17 protein-coding genes and 1 tRNA gene are annotated in these 16,192 nt (G+C 57.2%); 3 read left to right on the top strand and 15 right to left on the bottom strand.

Annotated features, from left to right (window positions below):
* Nucleotides 1-492 precede the first annotated feature (492 nt).
* A tRNA-Ile gene (locus FOY93_RS19335) sits at nucleotides 493-568 on the bottom strand.
* 124 nt (nucleotides 569-692) lie between these two features.
* On the opposite strand from FOY93_RS19335, the gene mug reads away from it, so the two are divergent.
* On the top strand, nucleotides 693-1,199 hold the full coding sequence (gene mug, locus FOY93_RS19330; protein WP_006812011.1) for a G/U mismatch-specific DNA glycosylase: 507 nt from the start codon (nucleotides 693-695) through the stop codon (nucleotides 1,197-1,199).
* Nucleotides 1,200-1,301: 102 nt separating this feature from the next.
* Here the strand turns inward: mug and rpoD are convergent, their stop codons facing one another.
* From rpoD to rpsU, 3 genes are all read right to left on the bottom strand, one after another.
* Entirely contained in the window at nucleotides 1,302-3,149 is a 1,848-nt protein-coding gene (rpoD, locus tag FOY93_RS19325; RefSeq protein ID WP_023309228.1) for an RNA polymerase sigma factor RpoD, read from the bottom strand.
* Between the two features lie 165 nt (nucleotides 3,150-3,314).
* Nucleotides 3,315-5,060: a DNA primase gene (dnaG, locus tag FOY93_RS19320; RefSeq protein ID WP_003862574.1), complete on the bottom strand. Its 1,746-nt coding sequence runs from the start codon at nucleotides 5,058-5,060 to the stop codon at nucleotides 3,315-3,317.
* Nucleotides 5,061-5,175: 115 nt separating this feature from the next.
* Nucleotides 5,176-5,391, bottom strand: a complete 216-nt coding sequence (gene rpsU / locus FOY93_RS19315; RefSeq protein WP_001144069.1) for a 30S ribosomal protein S21 — start codon at nucleotides 5,389-5,391, stop codon at nucleotides 5,176-5,178.
* 236 nt (nucleotides 5,392-5,627) lie between these two features.
* Here rpsU and tsaD point away from each other — a divergent pair, with 236 nt between their 5' ends.
* Nucleotides 5,628-6,641, top strand: coding sequence for a tRNA (adenosine(37)-N6)-threonylcarbamoyltransferase complex transferase subunit TsaD (gene tsaD, locus FOY93_RS19310; RefSeq protein WP_024906472.1), 1,014 nt, complete (start codon nucleotides 5,628-5,630; stop codon nucleotides 6,639-6,641).
* A 44-nt stretch (nucleotides 6,642-6,685) separates the two neighbouring features.
* Here tsaD and ureG read toward each other — a convergent pair whose 3' ends face one another.
* The 9 genes from ureG to FOY93_RS19265 form a co-directional block, all read right to left on the bottom strand.
* The gene (ureG, locus tag FOY93_RS19305) at nucleotides 6,686-7,303 is read right to left on the bottom strand and encodes an urease accessory protein UreG (protein WP_014071813.1); all 618 of its coding nucleotides are present in this window, start codon (nucleotides 7,301-7,303) and stop codon (nucleotides 6,686-6,688) included.
* A 9-nt stretch (nucleotides 7,304-7,312) separates the two neighbouring features.
* Complete coding sequence (locus tag FOY93_RS19300; protein WP_143345561.1) at nucleotides 7,313-7,987, bottom strand: urease accessory protein UreF; 675 nt, start codon at nucleotides 7,985-7,987, stop codon at nucleotides 7,313-7,315.
* Nucleotides 7,987-8,526 carry a HupE/UreJ family protein gene (locus FOY93_RS19295; RefSeq protein ID WP_143345560.1) on the bottom strand — a complete coding sequence of 180 codons (540 nt, stop codon included), beginning with the start codon at nucleotides 8,524-8,526 and terminating at the stop codon, nucleotides 7,987-7,989. Before FOY93_RS19295 ends, FOY93_RS19300 begins: the two co-directional genes overlap by 1 nt.
* Nucleotides 8,527-8,535: 9 nt before the next feature.
* Nucleotides 8,536-8,994, bottom strand: a complete 459-nt coding sequence (gene ureE / locus FOY93_RS19290; RefSeq protein WP_133295467.1) for an urease accessory protein UreE — start codon at nucleotides 8,992-8,994, stop codon at nucleotides 8,536-8,538.
* Between the two features lie 9 nt (nucleotides 8,995-9,003).
* The gene (ureC, locus tag FOY93_RS19285) at nucleotides 9,004-10,707 is read right to left on the bottom strand and encodes an urease subunit alpha (protein ID WP_133295159.1); all 1,704 of its coding nucleotides are present in this window, start codon (nucleotides 10,705-10,707) and stop codon (nucleotides 9,004-9,006) included.
* Nucleotides 10,700-11,014 (bottom strand): urease subunit beta, encoded by a 315-nt coding sequence (locus tag FOY93_RS19280; RefSeq protein ID WP_133295158.1) that lies wholly within the window; start codon nucleotides 11,012-11,014, stop codon nucleotides 10,700-10,702. Before FOY93_RS19280 ends, ureC begins: the two co-directional genes overlap by 8 nt.
* 10 nt (nucleotides 11,015-11,024) lie before the next feature.
* The gene (locus FOY93_RS19275; RefSeq protein ID WP_003862556.1) at nucleotides 11,025-11,327 is read right to left on the bottom strand and encodes an urease subunit gamma; all 303 of its coding nucleotides are present in this window, start codon (nucleotides 11,325-11,327) and stop codon (nucleotides 11,025-11,027) included.
* A 10-nt stretch (nucleotides 11,328-11,337) separates the two neighbouring features.
* Nucleotides 11,338-12,165: an urease accessory protein UreD gene (locus tag FOY93_RS19270; protein ID WP_143345559.1), complete on the bottom strand. Its 828-nt coding sequence runs from the start codon at nucleotides 12,163-12,165 to the stop codon at nucleotides 11,338-11,340.
* Between the two features lie 149 nt (nucleotides 12,166-12,314).
* Nucleotides 12,315-13,328 (bottom strand): alpha/beta hydrolase, encoded by a 1,014-nt coding sequence (locus tag FOY93_RS19265; RefSeq protein ID WP_133295156.1) that lies wholly within the window; start codon nucleotides 13,326-13,328, stop codon nucleotides 12,315-12,317.
* A gap of 147 nt (nucleotides 13,329-13,475) precedes the next feature.
* Between FOY93_RS19265 and FOY93_RS19260 the strand changes: the two genes are divergently transcribed.
* Nucleotides 13,476-13,898, top strand: a complete 423-nt coding sequence (locus FOY93_RS19260) for a MarR family winged helix-turn-helix transcriptional regulator (RefSeq protein WP_115876296.1) — start codon at nucleotides 13,476-13,478, stop codon at nucleotides 13,896-13,898.
* A 42-nt stretch (nucleotides 13,899-13,940) separates the two neighbouring features.
* Here the strand turns inward: FOY93_RS19260 and FOY93_RS19255 are convergent, their stop codons facing one another.
* Nucleotides 13,941-15,407 (bottom strand): MFS transporter, encoded by a 1,467-nt coding sequence (locus tag FOY93_RS19255; RefSeq protein WP_133295155.1) that lies wholly within the window; start codon nucleotides 15,405-15,407, stop codon nucleotides 13,941-13,943.
* Nucleotides 15,408-15,498: 91 nt separating this feature from the next.
* Complete coding sequence (plsY, locus tag FOY93_RS19250; protein WP_111963295.1) at nucleotides 15,499-16,113, bottom strand: glycerol-3-phosphate 1-O-acyltransferase PlsY; 615 nt, start codon at nucleotides 16,111-16,113, stop codon at nucleotides 15,499-15,501.
* Nucleotides 16,114-16,192: the final 79 nt, after the last annotated feature.

Below are 16,192 nucleotides of genomic sequence, written 5' to 3'. Positions count from 1 at the left end.
TGACCGCCCGGGGAAGGGGGGACTTGAGGTATCTGGAGTTCTGTACAAAAGGAGTCGAACGGCTACCGATCTCAGACTCACTTTTTACTGATGAGTCCGATGTTTGGCAAGCGGCATATAGCCATTGGATGGAAAGTAGTAGGTTTTAAACCGACGCTGAACTTATTCCCCGTACCTTATACGGCTATAGTAAATTTCAATCGCATCCATGGTACAGGGAGCTTCGTTTAAACTTGCCACATTAATTGTAACTTTCTTCAGAGGAACACCACATGAAGAGCATCTTTGGTCATTTGTGATGTACCCCTGAGCGCCTATCCCATCGATTCTAACGTTACAGTTAGGGCAATAATCAGTATTAACGTCATCGGAATATGCCATTTTAGCCTCCCGTCACGGGTATATTCCGTAAAATTGTGCGACACTGCCAGTGAATTAACAAAAAAGCCACCTTAATAGGTGGCTTAATCATATGATTCAACAGCTAAAATTTGGTGGCCCCTGCTGGACTTGAACCAGCGACCAAGCGATTATGAGTCGCCTGCTCTAACCACTGAGCTAAGGGGCCGTGGCGGTGAATTATAAAGTAACTCCCCGCAGCAATCCAGCCATTCGCACCTGCCTGCTGTTTTTATAAACAACGCATAATCAATCCTTTATACTTCCATAACGATGTATCAGCGGGAGTAAAGATGATCAACGATATTCTGGCCCCTGGCCTGCGGGTGGTGTTCTGCGGAATTAACCCGGGCAAGTCCTCGGCGCACACCGGTTTTCACTTCGCCCATCCGGGGAATCGCTTCTGGAAGGTGATTTACCAGGCCGGGTTTACCGACAGGCTACTCAAGCCCGAAGAGGAGCAGCACCTGCTGGACACGCGCTGCGGAATTACCATGCTGGTCGAACGTCCGACTGTACAGGCAAGTGAGGTCAACCTCCATGAGCTGCGAAGCGGCGGGCGTGAGCTGGTGAAGAAAATAGAAGACTATCAGCCGGCCGCGCTGGCGATCCTCGGTAAGCAGGCCTACGAGCAGGCTTTCAGCCAGCGTGGCGCTAAGTGGGGTAAGCAGAACATTACTATCGGTGTGACGCAGGTCTGGGTGCTGCCGAATCCGAGCGGGCTCAACAGGGCGACGCTGGATAAGCTGGTGGAGGCCTACAGGGAGCTTGATGAGGCGCTGATGGTGCGGGGGCTTTAATCCCCTGCTGCCTGATGCTCTCACCCCTGACTTTCTTCCACAGGGAGAGGGAATAAACAAAAAAAAGCTCCCGATTGGGAGCTTTTTCACTGTCAGGACAGATTAGTCGTCCAGGAAGCTACGCAGCACTTCAGAGCGGCTTGGATGACGCAGCTTACGCAACGCCTTCGCTTCGATCTGACGGATACGTTCGCGGGTAACGTCGAACTGTTTACCCACTTCTTCCAGCGTGTGGTCGGTGTTCATATCGATACCGAAACGCATACGCAGGACCTTCGCTTCACGAGCGGTCAGGCCAGCCAGAACGTCGTGTGTCGCAGCACGCAGGCTCTCGGTGGTGGCAGAGTCCAGCGGCAGCTCGAGGGTGGTATCCTCGATGAAATCACCCAGATGTGAATCTTCATCATCACCGATTGGTGTTTCCATGGAGATTGGCTCTTTGGCGATCTTCAGCACTTTACGGATCTTGTCTTCCGGCATCAGCATGCGCTCGGCCAGCTCTTCCGGCGTCGGCTCGCGGCCCATCTCCTGCAGCATCTGACGGGAAATACGGTTGAGCTTGTTGATGGTCTCAATCATATGCACCGGAATACGAATGGTGCGCGCCTGATCCGCGATAGAGCGGGTGATCGCCTGACGGATCCACCAGGTTGCATAGGTGGAGAACTTGTAACCACGACGGTATTCAAACTTATCTACCGCTTTCATCAGACCGATGTTGCCTTCCTGAATCAGATCCAGGAACTGCAGGCCACGGTTGGTGTATTTCTTGGCGATAGAGATAACCAGACGCAAGTTCGCTTCAACCATCTCTTTCTTCGCACGGCGAGCTTTCGCTTCACCGATGGACATACGACGGTTGATGTCTTTTACCTGCTCGATGGTCAGGCCGGTCTCTTCTTCAATCTGATGCAGTTTCTGCAGGCCGCGATGCACATCGTCCTTCACGTCGTGCAGTTTTTCAGACCACGGCTTGTTCATCGCGATAGCCGCGTTGAACCAGGTTTCGCTGGTTTCGTTACCGGTGAAGAGGGTGATGAAGTTCTTCTTCGGCATTTTGCACTGCTCAACGCACAGCTTCATGATGATGCGTTCCTGGGTGCGTACGCGATCCATCATCACGCGCATGCTGTTTACCAGGTAGTCGAACTGTTTTGGCACCAGGCGGAACTGTTTGAATACTTCAGACAGCTTCAGGATCTCTTCCTGAGCGGCAGCGTGGCTGCGGCCTTTCGCTTTGATGGTGTCACGCGTCACTTCGTACTGGGTACGCAGCTCGGCAAACTTCTCGCGTGCCAGCTCCGGGTCGATGCTGTTGTCATCGTCCGCGGTGTCGTCGTCGCTCTCTTCCTCATCTTCGTCTTCGTCATCATCCATCTCTTCCTGAGACAGTTCAGAGCCGACGTGAGTGGCGGTAGGCGCCATATCTTCTTCAGCGTTCGGGTCGACAAAACCGGTGATCAGGTCAGACAGGCGCGCTTCTTCCGCTTCAACGCGATCGTACTGCTCCAGCAGATAGGTGATCGCTTCCGGGTACTCGGCGACAGAGCACTGAACCTGGTTGATCCCGTCTTCGATGCGTTTTGCGATGTCAATTTCGCCTTCGCGGGTCAACAGTTCAACGGTACCCATTTCGCGCATGTACATGCGGACCGGGTCAGTGGTACGCCCGATTTCAGATTCCACGCTGGACAGTACCTGTGCAGCAGCTTCTTCCGCATCTTCGTCAGTGTTGTTGGAGGTTTCAGCCAGCAACAGATCATCGGCATCCGGTGCTTCTTCCATCACCTGAATGCCCATGTCATTGATCATTTGGATGATGTCTTCGATTTGATCTGAATCGACGATATCTTCCGGCAGATGGTCATTGACCTCGGCATAGGTCAGATAGCCTTGCTCCTTACCACGTTGGACAAGAAGTTTCAGCTGTGACTGCGGGTTTTGCTCCATAAGACGGTATCCACACTTAATTCGTTTGATTGGTGTCGGCGATGGGGCTGCCAACCTTTAAAGCGAGGGCGTACTTATATTTTTGCCGCTGCCTCTCAGTGCGGCTGCCGGGGGCTTCCCGATCGATATTCGGCACTTAAGCCGTTAAATACTTTTGTCTTTGACTTATTTCTTCGCCAGTTCCTGGTTAATCATCCAGAGCTCCCGGCGTTCTTCGCTGCTCAAACCGTGTGTGCGCTCGCGAGCTATCAACTCTTCCTGGCGCAGCTCAAGCATCGAATCAAACATATGGTTGAGTGAGTCGGTGAACGTTTTTTCTGCAATGTCCTTATCTGCTATATCGTCCCACATCGACAATTTTTCAAGGGTAGCGGCCTCTTTTGTGCCGCGATAATGCTCTAAAAGTTGTCCGGTGGTCAGACCTGGCTGAGACAAACACGTGTTGACCAGTTCTGAAAATAAGCCAAGTCCGGGCAATTTTTCGTGGTTCAAACCCGCCAGCGACGGCACCTGCGGCGCAAGCTCGGGGTTTTGGACCAGTAACCCTATCAGTATACGCATGGTTGTGCGTTTTAGCTGAGGCGCGGGGCGAACCGTGCCGTTTTCAGCCTGTTTAGGCATTAAACGTTCAAGCTGGCTGTCATCCAGAATGCCGAGCTTGTTGCCTAACTCCTGACGCAGGTAGATGCGCAGCGTTTCGCCGGGCACCTGACTGATTAACGGCAGCGCCAGCGTGCTGAGCTGCGCGCGCCCGTCAGGGGTACTCAAATCGACCTGCGGCATCAGGCTGTTAAACAAAAACGTGGAGAGCGGCTGAGCCTGCTCCATCCGCGCTTCAAACGCCGCTTTGCCCTCTTTACGCACCAGCGTATCCGGGTCTTCACCGTCGGGCAGGAACATAAAGCGTAGCTGACGCCCGTCGGTCATATAGGGTAGCGCGGTTTCCAGCGCACGCCAGGCGGCGTCGCGTCCTGCACGGTCACCGTCGTAACAGCAGATGACGTTATTGGTCACCCTGAACAGCAGTTGAATATGATCGGCGGTGGTGGACGTACCTAACGACGCAACCGCGTAGTTAATGTCGTACTGCGCCAGCGCAACGACGTCCATATAGCCTTCGACGACCAGAAGACGCGGAGGTTCCGCGTTATCCTGCTGCGCCTCATAAAGACCGTAAAGCTGGCGGCCCTTATGGAAAATATCGGTTTCCGGGGAGTTAAGGTATTTCGGCAGGGCATCACCCAGCACGCGACCACCAAAACCAATTACCCGGCCTCGCTTGTCGCGGATCGGAAACATCACCCGTTCGCGGAAGCGGTCGTAGCTTCGTCCCTGGTCGTTGGTGACCAGCATGCCTGCATCGATGAGAGATTTACGATCTTCGCTATTGCCGCCAAAACGCTTTAACACGTTGTCCCAGCCGGGCGGGGCGTAACCAATAGCGAAACGCGCAATGACATCGTCGCTCAGTCCGCGCTTGTTCAGATACTGACGCGCAGGCTCAGCCGCAGAGTGCTTAAGAGACTGTTGGTAAAACGAATTCAGGCCATCCATCAGTTGATACAGCGTTTGCCGTTGATGGCGCTCGATCTGACTTGGCCCACTGCCTGCTTCATACGGCACTTCAAGGTTATGCATTGCCGCCAGCTCTTCGACGGTTTCAACGAACTCGAGCTTGTCGTAGTTCATTAAAAAATCAACGGCATTACCGTGAGCACCACAGCCGAAGCAATGGTAAAACTGCTTTTCACCGTTTACGGTGAAGGAGGGGGTTTTTTCGTTATGGAACGGACAGCACGCATGGTAATTCTTGCCCTGTTTTTTCAGCTTTACCCGCGCGTCGATGAGATCGACGATGTCGGTTCTGGCAAGCAGGTCATTGATGAAAACGCGTGGGATTCTTCCGGCCATATGCCCCAAAAATTTAAGCGACTTATAAACGAAAACAAGCCGCGCATTCCTTCCGGAAGCACGGCCTTACGACTATTACTCTGTCTGTCAATTGAGGGCTGAGGCCCTCAACCAATTAGTACAGACGAGTACGGCGTGCGTTTTCGCGAGCCAGTTTCTTCGCGTGACGTTTCACAGCGGAAGCTTTAGCGCGCTTACGTTCAGTCGTTGGTTTTTCATAAAACTCACGACGACGAACTTCAGCCAGAACACCTGCTTTCTCGCATGAACGTTTGAAGCGACGCAGTGCTACGTCGAACGGCTCGTTTTCACGTACTTTAATTACCGGCATGTAACTCTCACCTTTAATAAATTCGGTTTGCCGCTGGCATCAACGCCAGCTTATTTCAAAATGGTGCGGAATTTTACTGCAAATGCTGCTGCTTTGTAAAGCACCGATGCGATTTTGAAAGGGACTTTAATAAGGGTGAGGAGTATACACGAGCCTTCTTCCTGGGGCGAACAAAGTTTTACATCAACCCGCCCAGGCTCTACACTGCGCGGTATTGAAACGAGGTAAAACAAGTCATGCGTGTACTGGGTATTGAAACATCCTGCGATGAAACCGGCATCGCCATTTACGACGACGAAAAAGGACTTCTGGCCAACCAGCTGTATAGTCAGGTGAAATTGCACGCTGACTACGGCGGCGTCGTACCTGAACTGGCCTCTCGTGACCACGTGCGTAAAACGGTTCCCCTGATTCAGGCGGCGCTGAAAGAGGCCGGGTTGAGCTCAACCGATATTGATGCCGTGGCCTATACCGCAGGCCCGGGCCTGGTCGGTGCGCTTCTGGTTGGCGCAACCGTTGGTCGTTCGCTGGCCTTCGCGTGGGACGTGCCGGCCATCCCGGTTCACCATATGGAAGGGCATCTTCTGGCGCCGATGCTGGAAGAGAATCCGCCTGAATTCCCGTTTGTTGCGCTGCTGGTTTCCGGCGGCCATACGCAGCTGATTAGCGTAACGGGCATTGGCAAGTACGAGCTGCTGGGCGAGTCGATCGACGACGCCGCCGGTGAAGCGTTCGATAAAACCGCCAAGCTGCTGGGTCTGGATTACCCGGGCGGCCCGATGCTGTCAAAAATGGCGTCGCAGGGAACGGAAGGGCGCTTTGTCTTCCCGCGCCCAATGACCGACCGTCCGGGGCTGGACTTCAGCTTCTCCGGGCTGAAAACCTTCGCGGCGAATACGATCCGTAATAACGATGACAGCGAGCAAACCCGCGCCGATATCGCCCGCGCGTTCGAAGATGCGGTAGTGGACACGCTGATGATCAAGTGCAAGCGCGCGCTGGATCAGACCGGCTTTAAGCGTCTGGTGATGGCGGGCGGCGTGAGCGCTAACCGCACGCTTCGCGCGAAGCTCGCCGAGATGATGCAAAAGCGTCGCGGGGAAGTGTTCTATGCCCGTCCGGAATTCTGTACCGATAACGGGGCGATGATCGCCTACGCCGGGATGGTGCGCCTTAATGCGGGGGCAACGTCCGACCTGAGCGTGTCCGTGCGTCCGCGCTGGCCGCTGGCGGAACTGCCGGAGGCGTAATCCCTCACCCTAACCCTCTCCCACAGGGAGAGGGGATCGTTTGACTACACCCGCAACATCCCTTTCTCTTCCAGAAATGCAATAATCGTCGCAAGACCGTCACCCGCCTTCAGGTTGGTAAAGGTCCATGGACGCTCGCCGCGCATGCGGTTGGTATCGCGCTCCATCACCTCCAGCGAGGCACCCACGTACGGCGCGAGATCGGTTTTGTTGATGACCAGAAAATCGGATTTGGTGATCCCCGGCCCGCCCTTGCGCGGGATTTTTTCCCCTTCGGCCACGTCGATCACGTAAATGGTCAGATCCGCCAGCTCAGGGCTGAACGTCGCGCTGAGGTTGTCTCCGCCGCTTTCAACGAAGATCAGGTCCAGATTGCCGAACTTCTCGCTCAACGCTTCCACCGCCGCCAGGTTCATCGAAGCATCTTCCCGGATAGCGGTATGCGGGCAGCCGCCCGTCTCCACGCCCACGATGCGCTCTGGCTCCAGCGCGCCCGCTTCGGTCAGGATGCGCTGATCCTCTTTGGTGTAGATATCGTTGGTGACCACCGCAAGATGATAGGTATCGCGCATCGCCTTGCAGAGCGCTTCCAGCAGCGCGGTTTTGCCCGACCCTACCGGGCCGCCCACGCCCACGCGCAGGGGATGTTTGTAATCAGCCATGTTGACTCCTCAGGAACGGAATAGTCGTGAATATTGGGTTTCGTGGCGCGCCGAGGCGATGGCGGACAGCGGCGTTGCTGCCCCCAGCACGTCGTCGCTACGTAAAAATGCCTGTTCAAACCCGGCGGCGTAGTGGTCGCTCAGTTCGATAATCAGCTGCTGCGCGGCCTGTTGCCCAAACGGCACCAGCTTGACGCCCGCCATGACCGCGCTCTCCATCCAGCTGTAGCCCAGACTCAGCGCCAGTTCGCGCGCGCTAATGCCCCAGCGAACGCCGAGCCACGCCATGTCGCAGAGCTGGCTTTGCATAAACAGCGGCAGCCATTCGGGCAGACAGTCAGGTTCCCAGCTCTTAATCAGCCGCGTAAAGGCCGCCCCGCGGTTGCGCTCTTCTTCTCGTAGCTCGCGCGTTTCCCGACAGGCGAGCAGGTATGCCGTCCAGCGTTTTGCATTTGTAAGCGAGCGTTGCTCACAGGCCTGATAAAGACGGATAAACAGCGGCAGGTCGACGCAGAAAAAGCTCTGCTCCATCTGCTGGATTTGCCAGCGTTTAAAGGCGTTGGCGTCCGTGACCCAGCCCGCCTCAACGGCCCACTCCAGCCCCTGTGACCAGGTAAACGACCCGACCGGCAGGCTGCTGCTGGAGAGCTGCATCAGGCGCAGCCTCTGGCGGGCGTGCTCCATCAGCTCATCAGCGCCAGTAGGGCGGAGACGATCAGCCCGCCGCCGAAGGTTTTACGCAGGCCGTCGTGACGGCGCAGCAGCAGCCCTGCGGCAAAGCTGGCGCACAGGACCGTGGCGCTGGCGAGCATAAAGCCGCTGGTGAAGAGCCAGAAGCTGTGGCCGGACATCTCCACGCCGTGCGCCCAGCCGTGGAACATCGCCAGGACAGGCACTGCCAGCAGCAAGCGATTTTCAGTTTTAAACATCATCACGCCGCAGACCGCCAGCGAGGCGATAATCAGCATCTCCATGCCGCTAAAGCCGCCGAGCAGGCTGCCCGCAATAGCGCCAACGAGCATCATGCCGAGGGTGGCAAACGGCAGCAGGAGCTTGCGGCCGCTCAGTGCCGAGAGCACGCCTGCACCCGCCAGCATCAGCAGGTGATCGAGTCCGGTCAGCGGATGGAGAAAACCGGCCTGGAAGCTGTCGGCGCCGTGGCCGGGATGCGCGAGCGCGGGAACGGAAAAGGCCAGAAGCAGCAGAGGTAAATACTTACGCATGATTAATCCTTAATGTGAATGAGCGTGAGAATGGCTGTGGGCATCGCTGGTGTAAGCGCCCGCTTCCGGTTCAAACGGCAGGCTGGCGTAGGTCACGTCCAGCCCGAACTGGCGCAGCATGTCGTCGAGAACGTGATCGTGGTGATAGCGCAGCTCGCCGGGCATGACCTGCAGCGGCACGTGGCGGTTGCCCAGGTGGTAGCAGGCGCGGGCGAGCAGGAACGGATCGGCACAGCGCACCACGGAGACCGACTCCGGCGCGGCGATCACCTCGACAACCTCGCTGCCGTCGTCGGTAGTCAGCAGGTCGCCCCCGCGCAGCAGCAGGCCGCGCGGCAGCATTAGCCCGGCCTCGCGCCCGTCGTTCAGCGATACGCGGGCGCGGCTTTTCACCCGTACGTCAATCGGCAGCGTGACGCTGGCGGTGGCGGGGTGGGCATGGTCCAGGCGTTGGGTTAAATAGATCATCATCACTCCTCAAAACAGGAAATAGCGTTGCGCCATCGGCAGAACGTCAGCCGGTTCGCTGGTTATCAGTTCACCGTCGACGCGCACCTCGTAGGTTTGTGAGTCGACGGTGATATTCGGCTGCAGGCCGTTGTGGATCATGTCCGCCTTTTTCACCGTCCGGCAGCCTTTCACCACCGCGGTAGCGCTCTGCAGGTTGAGCTGCTGCGGGATGCCGTTGGCACTGGCGGCCTGCGAGATAAACGTCAGCCGGGTGGCGTGGCGCGCGGCACCCAGCGATCCAAACATCGGGCGGTAATGCACCGGCTGCGGCGTGGGGATCGAGGCGTTGATATCGCCCATCGGCGCGCAGGCAATCATCCCGCCCTTGACGATGGTGGCGGGCTTGACGCCGAAGAACGCCGGGGACCAGACCACCAGATCCGCCAGCTTGCCCGCCTCAATCGAACCGACTTCGTGGGCAATGCCGTGGGTGAGCGCCGGGTTAATGGTGTATTTGGCGACGTAGCGCTTCACGCGGAAGTTGTCGTTATCGCCGGTCTCTTCCGGCAGCGCGCCGCGCTGGACCTTCATGCGGTGCGCCACCTGCCAGGTGCGGATAATCACTTCTCCGACGCGGCCCATGGCCTGCGAATCTGACGAGGTGAGCGAGAATGCGCCGATGTCGTGCAGCACGTCTTCAGCGGCGATGGTTTCACGACGAATGCGGGATTCCGCAAACGCCACGTCCTCGGCGATATCCGGGTCAAGGTGGTGGCAGACCATCAGCATGTCGAGATGCTCGTCGATGGTATTGACCGTGTAGGGCAGCGTCGGGTTGGTGGAGGAGGGCAGAATATTCGGGTGCGCGCAGGCGGTGATGATATCCGGCGCGTGGCCGCCGCCTGCGCCTTCGGTATGGAAAGTGTGGATGGTGCGCCCTGCGATGGCCGCCAGCGTGTCTTCGACAAACCCGGACTCGTTCAGCGTGTCGCTGTGCAGCGCCACCTGAATATCCATTTCTTCCGCCACCTCCAGCGAGCAGTTGATCGCCGCAGGCGTCGCGCCCCAGTCTTCGTGGATCTTCAGCCCGATGGCGCCTGCGGCAATCTGCTCGCGCAGGGCGTCCGGGTTGGAGCCGTTACCTTTGCCGAGCAGGCCGATATTCACCGGCAGCGTATCGACAGCCTGGAGCATGCGGGCGATATACCACGGCCCCGGCGTGCAGGTGGTGGCGTTGGTGCCCGCCGCGGGGCCGGTGCCGCCGCCGATCATGGTGGTGACGCCGGAGACCAGCGCCTCTTCCGCCTGCTGCGGGCAGATCCAGTGGATGTGGGTGTCGATCCCGCCTGCGGTGACGATCTTCCCTTCGGCGGCAATCACTTCCGTTGCCGCGCCAATCGGGATCGTCACGCCGGGCTGAATGTCCGGATTACCGGCTTTGCCGACGGCGAAGATCCGCCCGTTCTTGACGCCGATATCGGCTTTTACGATCCCCCAGTGATCGACGATCAGCGCGTTGGTGAGAACCAGATCCACGCAGTCGTCTGCGGTCATCTGCCCCTGACCCATGCCGTCGCGGATCACCTTTCCGCCGCCGAATTTGACCTCTTCGCCGTAGACCGTGAGATCGTCTTCCACTTCGATCCACAGCTCGCTGTCGGCCAGCCGCACTTTATCGCCGGTGGTGGGGCCGAACATATCGGCATATGCCCGGCGTGAAATCTCAGCCATGTTTCACCTCGCCCATCACCTCGCCGCGAAAGCCGAAAATGCGCTGCGCGCCCGTGACCTGAACCAGCGTCACCTCACGCTTCTGGCCGGGCTCGAAGCGCACGGCGGTGCCCGCCGGGATATTTAGCCGGTAGCCTTTGGTGGCTTCCCGCTCGAACTTCAGGGCCGGGTTGACCTCGAAAAAGTGGTAATGCGATCCGACCTGGATCGGCCTGTCGCCGTGATTTTCGACAACCACGCTTTGGATTTCACGCCCGACGTTGATCGCAATCGTTCCGGGCTGGATCTGGTATTCACCTGGGATCATCGCGCGCTCCTTAGACGATCGGGTTATGGACGGTGACGAGCTTCGATCCGTCCGGGAAGGTGGCTTCGACCTGAATATCCGGGATCATCTCCGGCACGCCTTCCATTACCTGATCGCGCGTCAGGACGTGGCGGCCCGCCTCCATCAGCGAGGCGACGGTTTCGCCATCGCGCGCGCCCTCCATGATGAAGGCGCTGATCAGCGCGACCGATTCCGGGTAATTAAGCTTTACCCCGCGCGCAAGGCGGCGTTCGGCAACCAGCGCGGCGGTGAACAGCAACAGCTTGTCTTTTTCTCTGGGGGTCAGTTCCATAACGTTTCTCTTATGTCTGCCAGATACGCGGCGAACAGGCGGTTTTGGTGGTGAGAAGCGGGCGAAGCGACTGCCAGACGTCACGCATCACCCGCTGACAAATCAGGTTATCGTGGGAGAGAAAACGCACCGACATGAGATCGTCCGCGAGCGTGGCGCCCGCAAAGTGTTCCAGCGGCGCGAGCCGTTCGCGTACCGTGTCGAGATGTTCTTCTTTGGCCGGATAGAACAGCAGCGTGCCGAGCCATGGATATCCGGCGACGGGCGTGAGATCGCCGTCGGCAAGGTGCTGACGCTCAATCAGGCGCGGTTCATCCTCAACCCAGACTTCAAGGCGGCTCTCCAGCGTGCCGTGGCTGAAGGTCTCATTGATCACCGGGCGCCCCAGGCAGTACAGCTCCCACGCCAGCAGCGTGCTGGAGGTCTTCAGGTGGAAGACGGAGCGCAGCGCGGCGTTCGCACCCGGGAAGATAATAGTGTCCTGCGGTAGCCACTCCAGCGTGGATTCATCATCGAGATAAAAGTGCTGATTCAGGCGAGCCTGCGGGCCGCTGCTGCGATAGAACTTGCTGGCGCCGGGCATCGTGATTAGCACATGGCTTTTGGCGTCCAGCCGAACGGAAATGTCCAGCGTATCGCCGCCCACAATTCCGCCGGGCGGGTGCAGCAGATAAAGGTGGCAGGTTTCCCCTTCGGGATAAAATGGACGCTGAACGGTAAGCGGCCCGACGTGATGAGCGGAGTGCAGGAGGGTTTTCTTAGGGGTGTGACAAAACTGCAGGGCAAGCGACGCCTGCCAGCCTTTGTACGAATTATCAGTGACCTGAGCTGCTAACATGCTGCATCCATCTGCTCATCATCGGGGTCGTTTCAGTATGCCCTGGCAGAAATGAAGGCTGTCATATGAGTCGCTTATGGATGGCGGTTAAGACGAAACAAAAAAACACGCCCCGGAGGACGTGCTGTCTGACAAACATCGCGATGCCGTTATTTCAGGTGCTCATGCAGCGCTGCGCCTGCCTGCTCCAGGGCAACTTTAACCGTTGGCTCCTGGCTCAGCGGGTTAAGCAGGCCGTAATCGTGGATCATGCCGTTATAGCGCGTGACGGTCACCGGGACGCCAGCCGCATCCAGCTTACGCCCGAATGCTTCACCTTCATCCCGCAGAACGTCCAGCTCTGCTGTCTGAATCAGCGTCTCGGGGAAACCTTTCAACTGCGCGGCGCTGGCGCGAAGCGGAGAGGCAAGGATATTGTTGCGGTCGGCAGCGCTGGTGGTGTAGTTATCCCAGAACCATTTCATCATGTTTTTCGACAGGAAATAGCCGTTCTCGAACCGGTTATACGAGGCAGTATCAAAATTCGCATCGGTCACAGGCCAGAGCATCACGTTGTAGCGAATTTTTGGCCCATTGAACTGTTTTGCCTGCAGCGCCACGGAAGCCACCATATTGCCGCCCACGCTGTTACCGACCAGACCCAGACGGCTACCGTCCACGCCAATTTCCTGACCGTGTTCGGCTACCCATTTTGTCGCTTCATAGGCCTGATTGATGGCCACCGGGAAATGGGCCTCAGGTGACGGCGTGTAATCAACGTAAACCGCTGCGGCGCCTGATGCGCGAACCAGATCGCGGATTAAGCGTTCATGGGTTGGGTAATCGCCCAGCACCCAACCGCCGCCGTGGAAGAACATAAATGCCGGGAGCGTGCCGGTCGCGTTTTCAGGTTTCACTATTTTCAGTTTGATCGCCTGACCATTTACCTGGATCGTTTTTTCTGAAACCTGAGCGGGCGGCAGTTTTGCGCCTTGCTGCGCGCCGATCAGTACCTGCCGGGCCTCCTGCGGGGTCATCTGTTCCATTGGCTTACCCTTGCTGGAATTCAGAATATTAAGAAACGCCTGTACGCCTGCGGTCGGAGCTGGGGTATTGGTGGTTTGAGCGGATGCAGCAGCTGACGCGAAGACGGAAGAAACCAGGATGGTGGTTAGTGTTTTCATGGTGGTACCTCTTTAAGCGCATTTGATCGGATGAGATAACTAAATAGCGTGCTACTTAGTTGCTGGTATAATACTTGCGCGCAAGATACTTTTAGTCAAACATTATTTATAATTTTTTTAGGCAACAGATTCGGAGTTGATAGAAAAATGAAAGAAAACAAAACGCTAGATGATTTACTTTGCTTCTCGCTGTACTCGGTCACCAATGCGTTTGTTCGCCAGTATCGTCCCTTACTGCAAGAGATGGATTTGACCTACCCGCAATTCGTTGTTTTGATGGCGCTTTATGAGAAAGACAACATTCCACTTCGCGATCTCAGCGATAAGACGTTTTTTGATTCGGGCACATTGACGCCGCTTGTACAAAAGCTTGAGGCAAAAGGATTCCTCAACCGTATCGCGGTTGTGGGGGATGAAAGGATGAAAAATGTCCTGCTGACCGATAAGGCGAAAGAACTGAAAAAACGGGTGATGGCATTGCCGGACCAGATTCGCTGCAGCATGCGGATGAACGATGATGAGCTTGATATGCTAAAAAAACTTTCCCGAACGCTGCTGGACGATTTGTAAGAACCCTTCGGTGGGTGGGGAACCCACCGAAGCGATGTGTCGTTACCGATAGTCCTCCGCATCCACATCATACCCGGAGGGCTCCCAGCGGATCGCCAGCAGCGATGCCAGGCCGATAAACGGCGCCAGCGCAATCACCCAGAACACGGCGGTGTCGAGCGACGCCACCAGCAGCGGGAACAGGAACAGCGACAGCGTAGAACTACTGCGCATCAGCGTCTGGTTGAGACCCACGCCCACGCCGCGCAGCGAGGTCGGGTAGCTCAGCGAGGCGAACGTCATGGTATGCGCGCCCGGGCCAAAGCCCTGACCGAAAAGGAATAGCGCCAGCATCGCCACGGCAAGCACGCCTTCAGAGGCACCTTCCGGTCGGCCAATCAGCGCCAGGCCCAGCAGCGCGACAAGCTGGCAGGCATAACCCGCAAGCGACATTCGCCATGCGCCGAAGCGCGGCACGTAGCGTACCGCCAGCAGTCCGCCGACGAAGGCAAACAGCAGGTTAAGCACCAGAGAAATGAGAATGGTGGTGAGCATCGACTGGACAAAGAAGCTGGAGATGATCACCGGCAGACCAAACGCCACGGCGTTGTAGGCGAACGAGGAGACGACGGACAGCAGCGTGGCGAGCGTCGTGCGGCGTAAGTAGACGCCGCGAAACAGATTCAGATAGTTTGACCATTTCGCTTTATTCACGACGGGTGCAGGCTGGCCGAGCGCATCCTGCGGGACGTGGGCGTTAATATTGTACGACTGCCGCAAAATCGATGCCGCCTCCTTCAGATTGCCCTGATTCGCCGCCCATACCGGCGATTCGCTCATATAGCGGCTGCGGATGGCGATAATCACCAGCGCTGGCACTGCACCAAAGCCGAGAATTAAACGCCACAGCCAGTCGCTGTGGCTTTCCGGCAGCACGGCGTAGAAGAACAGCACCAGCAGGTAGGAGACGCTGATGGCGGCATACCAGGTGGGGCACCACATCGCGACGCTGGAGGCTTTGTTTCCCGGACCTTTCAGCCTGGCGAACTCGCTTAAAAACGCCATCGCCACGGGAAGGTCGATCCCGACCCCAAGCCCCATCACAAAGCGGGCACCCGCCAGCACATATTCGTTCGGGGCCAGCGCACAGGCGATGGCGGCCACCACGAAGAACACCATATCAGCCATAAAAACGCGGTAGCGCCCGATTTTATCCGTGAGGTAACCGCCGAGCAGCGCTCCGACAATCGCGCCAAAGGTAATTGCCGAGGCCACCATACCGGTCCCGGCGGGCGTCAGGTTAAATTCGCGGGTGATATCTTTTATGCCGAAGGCCAGCGCGCCCAGATCGTAAGCATCGAGGAAAATCCCGCCCAGCGCGATACCGACCACGATGCGGGCATTGGCCCGGCCCTGTGAGCCGTCATTAACGAGGCGTGATACATCCGAAGCGCTGCGCACCCACTTGATGTCGCCATCGGGGTGTTTTTCTGCCGTTGAAAGGGGAGTTGTTTCTGTGATTTCAGCCATTTTCTTCTAATGTGGTTGTGTTGTGTCATTAACAGTTACCACAGGCAGAAGGTGACCAAAATCACATTTGGCTATAAGGCATAACTAACCCTTACGGCGCGTCTTTTTTCTTCCTCTTGAGCTTCGTCCAGATTTTGGTCTCCTGACGACGCCACAGGCGCTGAATATTATCGTGATGACGCAGCAGGATAAGGCAGGAGAGCATCGACACCGGGAAGGTGAACTGAGGTTTAAACCACCAGACGTAGAACGGGGCGATCAGCGCGCTGACGATGGCGCCCAGCGAGGAATAGCCGCTCAGCAGAATGGTCAGTAGCCAGGTCCCGGCCATCACGCCGGTTAGGTCCCAGCCGATAGGCGCAATGGCACCAAAGGCGGTCGCCACACCTTTGCCACCTTTAAAACCGAAGAATACGGGCCAGATGTGGCCGACACAGGCCGCAATAGCAATAAGCCCCAGCCAGAACGGCGTGACGCCCAGCGCATACGCGCCCCAGACGGGCAGCATCCCTTTCAGAACATCAAAAATCAAAACCGCTACGGCTGCTCCCTTGCCACCAATTCGTAGTACGTTGGTCGCCCCCGGATTCCCGGAACCATTTTCACGCGGGTCGGGTAACCCGGCAATGCGGCAGACCAGAATGGCGCTGGAGATTGAGCCGCAAAGATAGGCGAGGAGGATCATTCCAGGCGCGATTGCACTCATAACGCTGTTCCGTTTTGAAAATGTATCTGTATTCTCAGCATCTGTGGATAATACGCATAATTCGCCGGAAGTGGTATCC

The sequence above is a fragment of the Enterobacter sp. 18A13 genome (genome assembly GCF_007035975.1).
Classification (GTDB): domain Bacteria; phylum Pseudomonadota; class Gammaproteobacteria; order Enterobacterales; family Enterobacteriaceae; genus Enterobacter; species Enterobacter vonholyi.
Note: the sequence above shows the minus strand (reverse complement) of the source record. Positions and strands in the feature narration are given on the sequence as shown.

What these genes read in the sequence shown, in the direction of transcription:
- mug (WP_006812011.1), top strand. Translation starts at nt 693, where the DNA reads ATGATCAACGATATTCTGGCCCCTGGCCTGCGGGTGGTGTTCTGCGGA.
- rpoD (WP_023309228.1), bottom strand. Translation starts at nt 3,149, where the DNA reads ATGGAGCAAAACCCGCAGTCACAGCTGAAACTTCTTGTCCAACGTGGT.
- dnaG (WP_003862574.1), bottom strand. Translation starts at nt 5,060, where the DNA reads ATGGCCGGAAGAATCCCACGCGTTTTCATCAATGACCTGCTTGCCAGA.
- rpsU (WP_001144069.1), bottom strand. Translation starts at nt 5,391, where the DNA reads ATGCCGGTAATTAAAGTACGTGAAAACGAGCCGTTCGACGTAGCACTG.
- tsaD (WP_024906472.1), top strand. Translation starts at nt 5,628, where the DNA reads ATGCGTGTACTGGGTATTGAAACATCCTGCGATGAAACCGGCATCGCC.
- ureG (WP_014071813.1), bottom strand. Translation starts at nt 7,303, where the DNA reads ATGGCTGATTACAAACATCCCCTGCGCGTGGGCGTGGGCGGCCCGGTA.
- FOY93_RS19300 (WP_143345561.1), bottom strand. Translation starts at nt 7,987, where the DNA reads ATGGAGCACGCCCGCCAGAGGCTGCGCCTGATGCAGCTCTCCAGCAGC.
- FOY93_RS19295 (WP_143345560.1), bottom strand. Translation starts at nt 8,526, where the DNA reads ATGCGTAAGTATTTACCTCTGCTGCTTCTGGCCTTTTCCGTTCCCGCG.
- ureE (WP_133295467.1), bottom strand. Translation starts at nt 8,994, where the DNA reads ATGATCTATTTAACCCAACGCCTGGACCATGCCCACCCCGCCACCGCC.
- ureC (WP_133295159.1), bottom strand. Translation starts at nt 10,707, where the DNA reads ATGGCTGAGATTTCACGCCGGGCATATGCCGATATGTTCGGCCCCACC.
- FOY93_RS19280 (WP_133295158.1), bottom strand. Translation starts at nt 11,014, where the DNA reads ATGATCCCAGGTGAATACCAGATCCAGCCCGGAACGATTGCGATCAAC.
- FOY93_RS19275 (WP_003862556.1), bottom strand. Translation starts at nt 11,327, where the DNA reads ATGGAACTGACCCCCAGAGAAAAAGACAAGCTGTTGCTGTTCACCGCC.
- FOY93_RS19270 (WP_143345559.1), bottom strand. Translation starts at nt 12,165, where the DNA reads ATGTTAGCAGCTCAGGTCACTGATAATTCGTACAAAGGCTGGCAGGCG.
- FOY93_RS19265 (WP_133295156.1), bottom strand. Translation starts at nt 13,328, where the DNA reads ATGAAAACACTAACCACCATCCTGGTTTCTTCCGTCTTCGCGTCAGCT.
- FOY93_RS19260 (WP_115876296.1), top strand. Translation starts at nt 13,476, where the DNA reads ATGAAAGAAAACAAAACGCTAGATGATTTACTTTGCTTCTCGCTGTAC.
- FOY93_RS19255 (WP_133295155.1), bottom strand. Translation starts at nt 15,407, where the DNA reads ATGGCTGAAATCACAGAAACAACTCCCCTTTCAACGGCAGAAAAACAC.
- plsY (WP_111963295.1), bottom strand. Translation starts at nt 16,113, where the DNA reads ATGAGTGCAATCGCGCCTGGAATGATCCTCCTCGCCTATCTTTGCGGC.